Source organism: Pedobacter nototheniae (genome assembly GCF_032678625.1).
In the GTDB taxonomy this organism is placed as follows: Bacteria; Bacteroidota; Bacteroidia; order Sphingobacteriales; family Sphingobacteriaceae; genus Pedobacter; species Pedobacter nototheniae_A.
Map to the genome: position 1 here is coordinate 407712 of NZ_JAVTSO010000002.1, position 11122 is coordinate 418833.

7 protein-coding genes are annotated in these 11122 nt (G+C 37.2%); 2 read left to right on the top strand and 5 right to left on the bottom strand.

Annotation, left to right across the window (positions count from 1 at the left end; genetic code table 11):
- Position 1 precedes the first annotated feature (1 nt).
- A complete protein-coding gene (locus R2Q77_RS07525; RefSeq protein ID WP_316803104.1) occupies positions 2-1447 on the bottom strand; it encodes an arginine deiminase family protein in 1446 nt (481 codons plus the stop codon).
- A gap of 186 nt (positions 1448-1633) precedes the next feature.
- On the opposite strand from R2Q77_RS07525, the gene argS reads away from it, so the two are divergent.
- Positions 1634-3406, top strand: a complete 1773-nt coding sequence (gene argS, locus R2Q77_RS07530; protein WP_316803105.1) for an arginine--tRNA ligase — start codon at positions 1634-1636, stop codon at positions 3404-3406.
- 74 nt (positions 3407-3480) lie between these two features.
- Here the strand turns inward: argS and R2Q77_RS07535 are convergent, their stop codons facing one another.
- A complete protein-coding gene (locus R2Q77_RS07535) occupies positions 3481-4608 on the bottom strand; it encodes an AI-2E family transporter (RefSeq protein ID WP_316803106.1) in 1128 nt (375 codons plus the stop codon).
- Positions 4609-4967: 359 nt separating this feature from the next.
- Between R2Q77_RS07535 and mnmE the strand changes: the two genes are divergently transcribed.
- Complete coding sequence (mnmE, locus tag R2Q77_RS07540; RefSeq protein ID WP_316803107.1) at positions 4968-6326, top strand: tRNA uridine-5-carboxymethylaminomethyl(34) synthesis GTPase MnmE; 1359 nt, start codon at positions 4968-4970, stop codon at positions 6324-6326.
- Between the two features lie 85 nt (positions 6327-6411).
- Here the strand turns inward: mnmE and R2Q77_RS07545 are convergent, their stop codons facing one another.
- The 3 genes from R2Q77_RS07545 to R2Q77_RS07555 all read right to left on the bottom strand — a co-directional run bounded on the left by R2Q77_RS07545 (position 6412) and on the right by R2Q77_RS07555 (position 10839).
- Entirely contained in the window at positions 6412-9114 is a 2703-nt protein-coding gene (locus tag R2Q77_RS07545; RefSeq protein WP_316803108.1) for an outer membrane beta-barrel family protein, read from the bottom strand.
- Positions 9115-9123: 9 nt separating this feature from the next.
- Positions 9124-10149: a FecR family protein gene (locus R2Q77_RS07550; protein ID WP_316803109.1), complete on the bottom strand. Its 1026-nt coding sequence runs from the start codon at positions 10147-10149 to the stop codon at positions 9124-9126.
- A 90-nt stretch (positions 10150-10239) separates the two neighbouring features.
- A complete protein-coding gene (locus tag R2Q77_RS07555) occupies positions 10240-10839 on the bottom strand; it encodes an RNA polymerase sigma factor (protein WP_316803110.1) in 600 nt (199 codons plus the stop codon).
- Between the last annotated feature and the right edge of the window lie 283 nt (positions 10840-11122).

The window sequence follows — 11122 nt, forward strand, 5'->3', positions numbered from 1 at the left end:
TCTATAAATTATCTCTTAAAATTGGCAAACTCATACAATGGAAACCACCTCTGGCTCTTGATAATTCGGCCGAAGGCATTAATATGAGTGTATCTGTAATGGTATTGGCATCAACTTTACCACTTTCTAAATCCTGTATTAAATCTTTAACGTTAACCACATCAAAACCACTGGCTTTAAATGCTTCAACGGTTTTATCGTTACGGTCGTAACCCAATACAACACCTTCTTTAATGGCTAAAAGGTTGCACGAATCCGTCCACTGTTCTCTCGAATCGTAAGGAAACTGATTGTTGCCGCTATAAATAATCTTTGTTGGCGCTGTACTTTGTAAATCGTTCTGGCTAATGTCATTCAACAAAGCCTCAACATGTTCAAAATGTTTTGGCTCACCCGGATTACTTTTGCTAAACTGAATGGCGGTTGTAGCCTCCAGTCTTTCAGGCTCTTTTAAAAAGTTAATCGGCTCGTGCGGATTGTATTTCGGCGAGTGCGCAATTGAATTTAAAATTACCCAGGTATTGCGCTTAACCTGTGTAAAAACAGTATCTAAGTGCATATAATCGCGTTTACTCGGGATTTTTACCACAGTTACCTTCTCTACAACGTTGTTGTCAAATAATAATTTAATGGCCTCATTAGCCCCTTCCTCCGATGTTCTTTCGCTACAGCCAATTAAAACATGGTTAGGGCTCACCATCATTACATCGCCGCCTTCTAAGGTGGTGCGAAATTCTGGTTCATCGCCAGGTCTTAAAAAGTGCTGGGTGGGATCAGGTATTTCCAGTACATTATTGCGATAAGATTCAAAAATAGGATGGTTAAAAAAGATATAGCGCATTAAAAGCGTTTCGCGCACACGGGCCTTTTTTGCGGGTTTATTAAGTAAAATATGGTTGTTTATTGTGGTGCCCACATCCCTGGTGAAAATTAAATTAGGAATTGGTGCAAAAATCATTGTATCATTTGCCAGCGTTCCTGAAATAAAAATTTCGGCCAGTTCCTGTGGCGGAGTTGCTGTTAGTTGCATTTGTAATTTATAAGTGCAACCCTCAATGGCACATACTGCTGCAACTAATTTTTTGCGGATCGATTCGTTCTCCAGCATTTGACTCAAAAGGTTTTGAACCTCGATTACAGCACCTGAATTATGAAAATCGGGATGATTGGGCTTGTAAAAACTACGGCTGGCTTCTTCCGAATCTATTTGATTAAGCTTTCCTTTAATTTTATCCGGATCAAGAAAATACATTAGTAATTTAATGTAATAATCATATTCATCTTTACGGATGGTATCCAGGTGTACAATATCTTCGAAAAGCCAGTCTTGAGCTTTTGAGGGCACTACTTTGCCTAAACCGCTATCGGGGCTATGGACTAATAATTTGCGTAACCTGCCGATTTCGGTGTTAACACCGACTTTAAAATTTTGATTCTGCTCGCTCATATATAAATTAGTTATTGCAAATCTATCATTTTTTTTATAGTCCCGAAGTCTTGAGTTTAGCATCGGTAGTTTCAACGTGTGCCAAACCAAAAAGGCAACACAGCTTTAAAGTTGGGTAAAAATTATAACACTGTACTTCTTACTCAGGGCTTTCTGACTCCCGACTTTTTTATATATTTTTGGCACATGAATTTTATTATTTCCAAGGCGCAGCAGGCAATTAAAGAACTTTATAACGAAGAAGTAGCTGAAAGTGTAATTAATATACAAGAAACCCGTAAAGAATTTGAAGGTCAGGTAACTATCGTAGCCTTTCCAATTATACGCTACTCTAAAAAATCTCCGGAGCAAACGGCAAATGAAATTGGTGAATATTTAGTGGCAAACGTAGCTGAGGTAACAAAATTTAATGTAGTTAAAGGATTTTTAAATCTAAGCATTGCCGAAAGTTATTTTCTTAATCAATTTAACAACGAAATTCTAAGTCCCGAATTTGGCGTATACCAACCAAATGGCAAAAAGGTAATGGTAGAATATTCATCGCCAAACACCAACAAACCTTTGCACTTAGGGCATGTGCGTAACAATTTATTGGGTTACTCTGTAGCCGAGTTGCTTAAAGCGTATGGTTACGATGTGGTTAAGGTAAACCTGGTAAATGATAGGGGAATTCATATTTGTAAATCAATGCTGGCCTGGCAAAAATGGGGCAATGGCGAAACACCGGAAAGCAGTGGCTTAAAAGGCGACCATTTGGTTGGCAAATACTACGTAATTTTCGATAAAGAGTATAAAAAAGAAATTGAAGCCTTAAAAGCTGAAGGACAAACAGAAGAAGAAGCCAAAAAGAATGCCCCATTGATTAAAGAAGCACAGCATATGCTGCAGCAATGGGAAGCCGGCGATTCAGATGTGATTGCCCTTTGGGAAAAAATGAATGGTTGGGTTTATCAGGGATTTGATGTAACCTATAAAAACCTGGGTGTTGATTTTGATAAATTCTATTACGAAAGTAATACCTATTTATTAGGAAAAGATACCATTAAGGAGGGGCTTGAAAAAGGTGTATTCTTTAAAAAGGACGATGGATCAGTTTGGATAGATTTAACTGCTGATGGATTAGACCAGAAACTGGTACTGCGTGCAGATGGAACTTCGGTTTACATTACCCAGGATTTAGGTACAGCCGAAAAGAAATTTGAAGATTTCGGTATGGACGAATCCATTTATGTGGTTGGAAACGAACAGGACTACCATTTTAAGGTTTTATTCCTCATTTTAGAAAAATTAGGTAAAACCTGGGCTAAAGGTCTTTACCATTTATCGTATGGTATGGTAGATTTACCAAATGGTAAAATGAAAAGCCGCGAAGGAACGGTGGTAGATGCTGATGAATTAATCAGTGAAATGATAACCACCGCCCGCGAAAAAACAGAAGAGCTGGGTAAAACCAACGATTTTACAGATGCAGAGAAAGACGAATTGTATAAAAATATAGGTTTGGGTGCATTAAAATACTTCCTTTTAAAAGTAGAACCTAAAAAACGTTTGCTGTTTGATCCGAACGAAAGTATTGATTTTCAGGGGCATACCGGTCCATTTATTCAATATACACACGCCCGCATAAAGTCGCTGCTGAGCAAAGCCAATTATAAATTTAAAAAGGGTAGCGCCGATTTTGCCAATATATTACCTGTAGAACTGGAAATGATTTTGCAACTGGCCAAATACCCTGCCGAGCTGGCTATAGCAGCCAAGGCACATAGTCCGGCAAGTTTAGCCAATTACCTTTTTGAGCTGGCAAAATTATTTAATAAGTTTTACCATGATGTACCGCCGATTATAAAAACTGAAGAAGGTGAGGAGAAGCTATTCCGTTTAAACCTTTGCAAAAAAACAGCTGATATTATTAAATCAGGTATGCTTATTTTAGGTATTGCATCGCCAGAACGTATGTAATAACCAAACGTTAATTTTAACTACAAAGGCACAAAGAATACTAAAAACTTTGTGCCTTTGCTGTTTATCTTCTATTACAATTCCTTTTCAACGCCAGGTTTAAGCGGCGAAGGTTTTTTCTTTCTAAAAGAAGAAAACGACATTGGGCTTTTGGCCGGTCTTTCGTCACCCAGTAAAACACCCCATTGTTTAAACATTTCAGTACGGTCGAAAATAACTTTTAGTACCGCTACAATTGGTAAGGCAAGGAACATGCCCGATACGCCCGCTACACTTCCACCAATAAAGACCCCTAAAATTGCAAATAGTGCGTTTATTTTCACTTTAGAACCTACAATTCGAGGCATCAGAATGTTGTTGTCCAAAAACTGAACAAATGCAATAACACCTAAAACGGTTATAACAGGCCACAACTCCTGCGATGAAGTTAAGGTAAGCAATACCCCTATAATGTTTCCAATTAAAGCCCCAACGTATGGAATAAGGTTTAGTATGGCGAAAATAACGCCTATTAATAAGGCATGTTTTATGCCAATCAGCATTAAAATACCACCCAATAAAATGGTCATGTAAGAAATCTGGATCAGCAATCCAATCAAGTAACTTTTAATAATCGATTCGGTTTCATATATGGCCTCTTTAACCTTTGGATGATGGTCGGTTTTAAACCACATAAAAATAAACTTCAATAAAATGTCTTTATAAAAAAGCATCAAATAGATGTAAATTGGCAACAGGCCAATAAAAACAAATACCCCGCTTAGGGTTAATGCTGCACCACCGGCAAGCTTACCACCCATGTTAAGCAGGTCGTTACTCTTATCATCAATAAACTTTAACTGCTCGGTAGTAGAGTAGTGGGTTAACTGGCTCACCCATTCGCTTAGCGATTTTAAATGTAAGGCAACATTTTTTTTAATTTGTGGAAAATCTTTAACTAAAGCACCAATCTGGTTAGAAAAAAACCAAACAATAAGCCCAACAAAAAGCGCCACTAATACAATAGGTAAAATGATGGATAAACTCTCAGGGACCTTTTTTCTTTTTAAAAAACGGTAAACCGGTAAAAGCATAATGCTGATAAAGAAAGCCATCAGGATGGGCATTATAATATCCCGGCCAATTACAATTACGGCTATCAAGGCCATAAGGCCAAGTAATTCTATCGATCGCTTAACCGTTAGAGGAAAGTTGTTGGTCATAATTCGCTTATTTGATTTTCAGGTTTAAACAGCATTAATATAAAAATGTTTTCCCAAATCACAATAGAAAGCGATTTAATTTATTGGAAAAGCAGGTTTCATTACTTCAGCAAGTCTCGCGATCGTTGTAGCTCCATTACAATATTTACAATAGCTAAGCCTATGCAAAAACATAAAAATAGGATTTAAACAGAGACGCTATTTTAAACTACTCAGTATCTTTTAAAATACCCAGCTAAAAATCTGTTTAACCTTTACAATAGGCAACATCAAATCCCCTATAATTTTTAAAAAATTACCTTCTATAAATGATAAAGCCATTGATAAGACCTATTTTTACAGCTTTCAAAAAAAATAATATGAATCATCAAGATACCATTATTGCCTTATCTACACCTCCAGGCTCGGGTGCCATTGGCGTAATCCGCCTTTCAGGCCCGCAAGCCATAAGCTTAACCAATGCGGTTTTTGCAGGTAAAGATTTGGAAAAACAAGCCACCCATACTTTACATTTTGGCCTGGTAAAAGATGGCGATCAGATTATTGATGAAGTTGTTGCAGGTTTATATGTATCCCCAAAATCGTACACTAAAGAAAACGTAGTCGAAATTTCCTGTCACGGTTCAAACTACATTATTCAGCAAATTATAAACCTGTTAATCAGCAAGGGTGCAAGAGCGGCCAAACCTGGCGAATTTACTTTGCGCGCATTTTTAAATGGTGCATTTGATTTAAGTCAGGCCGAAGCGGTAGCCGATTTAATTGCCTCCAATTCAAAAGCATCACACGATGTAGCGATGCAACAAATGCGTGGCGGTTTTGCAAACGAACTTAAGGCGCTGCGGGAACAATTAATCCATTTTGCCTCTATGATAGAGCTTGAACTTGATTTTGCTGAAGAAGACGTAGAATTTGCCAACCGCGACCAGTTGCGTAACCTTGTGACTAAAATCAACTATGTTTTGCAGCGCTTAATATCTTCTTTTGAGCTGGGTAATGTAATTAAAAACGGAGTCCCCATTGTAATTGCCGGTAAACCCAATGTAGGTAAATCTACCCTGTTAAATGCGCTGTTAAATGAAGAAAGAGCCATTGTATCCGATATTGCTGGTACCACCCGCGATACCATTGAAGATGAATTAACTATTGGCGGCATTGTTTTTCGCTTTATAGATACTGCCGGGATTAGGGATACTGCCGATATTATTGAAGCATTAGGCGTAGAGCGTACACTCGAAAAAATGAAACAGGCCAAGTTAATTATTTATATGGCCGATGTTGCACAAACACCAGCAGAAATAGAAGAACAGCTTACAGGCTTAAATAAATTAGAAATTCCTTATTTAATTCTCCTGAATAAGGCTGATTTGCTGAGCCCACAACAACGCGCAGATTTTGTTAAACTCAATGTCGTGTTTATTTCAGCTAAAGAAAAGTTAGGCATAGACGAATTAAAAGAAACCCTTTTGGAACAGGTTAATCTGCACCACATTAACACCAGCGAAACATTGGTTACCAACATTCGCCATGTAGAAGCCTTAAAACAAACCGAAAATGCCCTGCAAAGGGTGCTCGCTAATGTAGATAATCCGGTAACTTCTGATTTTTTGGCCATGGATATTAAGCAGGCCTTACATTATTTAGGTGAAATTACAGGAACGGTTACTACAGATGATTTGCTGGAAAATATTTTTACTAAGTTTTGTATCGGTAAATAATCGCTGATAATACTGCATAATTACAAAAAAGCCATCAGGAGCAACCTGATGGCTAAATAGAGGAGACTTACGATTTTGTCAATTTTTAAAGTCTTTTCATGGCGTCTTCATTACCTAATTTCGAATTTGGCTTTCCAATGCGGGATTTTCCAAACTTATAAGTAAAGCCTACTAACACGCGCCTGCTATCGGTATGTATCCGCTCAGCAGATCTGAATGTTCCGTAATCACGTTCCAGTAAATAATCATTTCTTTTGAAAACTAATTCATTTCCACCAACCCTCAATTGTCCGCTTCCTTTCCATAAATTCAACATGAGTGAGGCATCGATGTTTTTATTCCCTTGATAGCTGCCAAGATCTTGTGTATACTTTGTCCAGAAATAGGCATCTACCTGTAGTTTCAAATCTTTGGTGATTTTGAAAATATGAGCAGTTCTAAAATCAGAATAGAAAGCTGAAAGTTTATGATCGAGCCCAAGAACGACTCCCTCTGCACTATTGTGGCCAATAGGGGTTCCACTATTCATGGTTTCCCACCATTGATTGATCTGATAAGGGTAGAAAAGATTTAAAGCTACATTCGAGGCCTTTTTCAGATTTTGACGTTTAAAATAGGTCACTTTAGTGGTATAATCCTGTTGTGAGGGGAATAAACCAATCATTCCTTTAGTGTCTGTATAGCTAAGCGATACATTTAACTTATGGATGTTTGCTGTTAAGGTATAAATATCGTCAAACTGTGGGACCATTTCGGGGTTTCCCTGTTCAATACTATATTGATTTAGAAACACGGAATAGGGAACCAATTCACGATAAGGTGGCCTGCTTATCGTTTTCTTAAAAGATGCTGATAAGTTAAAGTTTTCATTGATTGTGTGTTGGTATAATAAAGTCGGAAAAAAATTATGTTTTTCCTGTTTAAAGTTGCCCACAAAATTCACATTTGATGTCTCTGCTCTCATTCCAACCTGGATCTTGTTATTTTTCCATTCTTTAGTTAAAATCCCGTAAACACCCGCAATTGACTCTTTTAAAAGGTTGTTATTTGAAAACAAAGGATCTGCTTGTAACTGGCCTGTTTTATAATCCTCGTAAATAACTAAGGTTTCAGAATTGGTACTTTGGTATTTAAGCCCGGTTTCAAATGTCCATTGGTTTTTAAACTGATGAGCGTAATCCAGCTGTGCAATGAACACATTAATTTTTCCTTTGTTTTGCGTCTGGTAAAGCGCTGGGGTTTTGATCACAGATCCATTACCATCGTAAAGCGTAGAAGGAAAGGATTGCCGCAAATCCCTTTGCCATGGCGTAAAAGTTCCTAAAACAGTTAACTCATTTTTACCTGAATCGGATAGGAGGTGGTAGTTTAAATTATAAGTTTGCGAATTCCCTTTCTGGTTAAAAGACCCGTCAGTGAATAATACAGAATCGATCTTATCATTTTTCCTTCCAAAGCTATTAGTGGTAGTCCATGGACCTTTAAATCTAACATCACTTAAGTCTACAAACAGCCCAATAGTTTGGTTTTTATCCAACTGTAATTCTATGTTGGTTTGGAAAGTGTACATTAGACTGTTCAACAACCGTGTCCAGTTATTCGTTAAAAAGTAAAGCGGATCTGTAGGATCCTGAAATCTTTCCGATTCAATACTGAAATAATTGTTTCCTTTATTTATTCCGGCATTGGCATAAATAGTTAGTTTTTTATGTTTGTAAGTAGCGCCTGCATTTACACTACCAGTGGCATAGTTTCCAGCAGAACCATCCGTTCTTAAATTACCTGTGATTCCTTCAATCTGGCTTTTTTTAGTAATGATATTGATCACGGCCCCATAGGACGCATCATATTTGGCAGAAGGTTGTGTAATCAGTTCAACTTTAAGGATATTCCCTGCTGGCATGGTGAGTAGAATGTTTTCCAATGCGGCGTCTGGTACCGGCTTATTGTCGATGAGCACCATGGTTTTCTTGCCTTGAAGACTTAATACATTATCAGCAGAAACCCTAACAAAAGGTGCAGATTTCAATACCTGCAAGGAATTACCAACGGCCATTGCACTATTGTCTACATTGAAAATAAAACGGTCACTTTTGGTTTCTACAATAGGTTTACGGCCAATAACCTGAACTTCTTTTAGGGTTTTATCGGCCACTTTCATGGCAATGGGTTCCAACGGAATAACTGCCGCTCCGCCACCCACTTTGAAGGCTTGTGTGATATAGGCCTGATAACCCATCGACGAAACTTTGATTTTATACGTGCCGGTTTTCACTTCTGGAAAAGCGAAAATGCCCGATAAATCCGTTAGTGCATTGACAACAAAAGCGGAATCTATAGCCATCAATAAAGTAACGGTGGTGTATACTAAAGGTTTTCCATTCTCATCCAATATGGAACCGGTTACTTTCTCGGGGTTTGAGGAGTCAGATCCAATGGATTTCAGCTCTTTTTCCTTATCTATTGGTACTATTTTTTTTTTAGGTGTTAAAAATATGGAGTAGTTTTTTGCATCAACTTTATACCAGGATAGGTTTAAGGGTAGCAGCAAGCTATTTAGGATGTCAGAAATTGTTTTCCCTTTCTGATCAGCAGCATTGTAACTAACCATTTTTTGTTTAAGATTAACCTCTTCATATAAAAAATTGATTTTATATTGATTAGTTAAATCGATTAGTATTTTGGTTAATAGTTGTTTTTCTGTTGGTTTGACTTGTCTTGCAATTGCTAAGGGATGTAGCATTAGCATGCAGATTAAGCCCATTAGGCCTGTTTTTAAATTTTTCATCGTCATGCTTTATTTAGCGGTAATCATCAATTCCTTAGTTTCTTGATTTGGAGTAATATTGAGGTTTAAAGACATTCCGAATGCTTTAAATAAAACCTGCTCATTTCGAGTGCTCAATGATCCTGAAACTCTTCTTTTAAGTAAATCCTGATCATCTACAACGACTTTATAGCCATATATATCTTCGAAATAATTGAAAACTTTAGCTACAGGAACATCTTTGAAATATAATCTTCCGTCTTTCCATGAAGCATATTCGGCTACGTTGATCATTTTTTTAATCAATTTACCTTTTTCAACCTCAGCAATATCTCCGGGAACTAAAATCAATGGTTTACCATCACCACCATTTAAACCTAAACTAATTTTACCTTCCAATAAAGCAACTTCAGTATGTCCACGTCTGTCATTAACATTAAAAGAGGTACCCAATACTTCAACGTTCACATCACCGGTATGAACTACAAAACGCTCTCTTTGCTGAACTTTTCCTATCGTATGTAAATGTTTTACCTTTAAAAATGCTTCCCCTTCAATCCAAACTTCTCTGATTTCATTTTTACTCCAATTTTTATCATATTTTATTGTTGAGTTCGCGTTTAAGGTCACCAAAGAACCATCGGGTAAAGTAATGGTTTTCAACTGTCCATATGGTGTGTTGATGGCAACGGGTTGATTTGCCTGGTAAAATATACCAATACCCACTAAAATACCGGCCAGCACTGCAGCTGCAGCATAACGATACCAAAGTGGCAGTTTCTTACCTGATTTCCTGTTTAATGTCGTTTTCACCTGTATGGCGCCCCAGATTTCATCCTGTTCAATTGTACTAAGATCCTCCCTTTCGAAACGCATCGACTTAACGATCGTTCTTGCCTGGCTAATAGGATCACTGAGTTGAGGATAAGTATTTTCGATACTTTGCCAATGGAGTTCTGATTGTTCATCTGGATGTAGTACCCATAACAGGAAATCTTGATCATTGATCAGATCTTCTAAGGTATGGAACTCATATGCGTTAATTTTTTTCTTCATGTCAAGCTTTTGATCCTATTAGCCGGTAATGAGGTAGATTACCCCATGTTAATGAATGAAAAAATAAAATAATTGCTATTGATTTGATAATCAGCTTAATAATTTTAGATGAAGTAGGAGAGAGAGGAGCATTAAATCATCCTTCGATAGGTTTTCCTTCAGAAAGCCCAGTGCCCTTGCCATTATTTTATAACTGGCTTTTACTGAAATGCCCATAACCTCTGCAATCTCTTCATAACTAAGTTGCTCATAAAACTTCAGAAACACGGCCTCCCTTTGCCTGGCAGTAAGTTTAGCCATAACGAGATTTAATTGTTCAGTTACTTTAAGCTTATGCTCTCCATCTATAATGGCTTCTTCAACATTTAAGCTCACATGAAAAGAATAGTTTTCCGTTTCCTCTTCGTATACCTCAAAATTCTGCAGCTGAAAAGTCTTTTTAAATAATAGGTGCCGAAATGATTTATACAAATAGTTTTTGAGGTGGTCAGGATTTCCAAGCGTTGTTCTTCTTGTCCAAATCCCTATAAAAAGATCCTGAATACACTCTTTAATCAGGTCTTTATCCTTACTAAATTTCGATCCATAGTTGTATAAACCAGCAGAATAGCTTCTGTATAGGTACTCGAAAGCGTCCGCATTATCGGCTTTAAAAGATTGCCAGTAATGTTGTTCAGATGGTTCAGGCATAGGGTATTTTTTGGCTAAGTTATAAATATTTAACACTTTTTCCAGCCGTTCGAAATTGCTCGCATATCCTTGGTTGCTACCAATTCCTCTTAGGTTATTAATGTTCGATCGGAATATCAAAAGGCGCTAAATTGTATGCTATGTTTATAATGCGTAGTATAATTGCTTAAGCTTGTGCATATTGTATTAGCCTTGACTTAATATATTTTAAAATTTAGATTTGTATCATTTGGTTTAGTGAATGATTTTTCACTCTTAAGTATTAAAAGACAAATGTGATTAA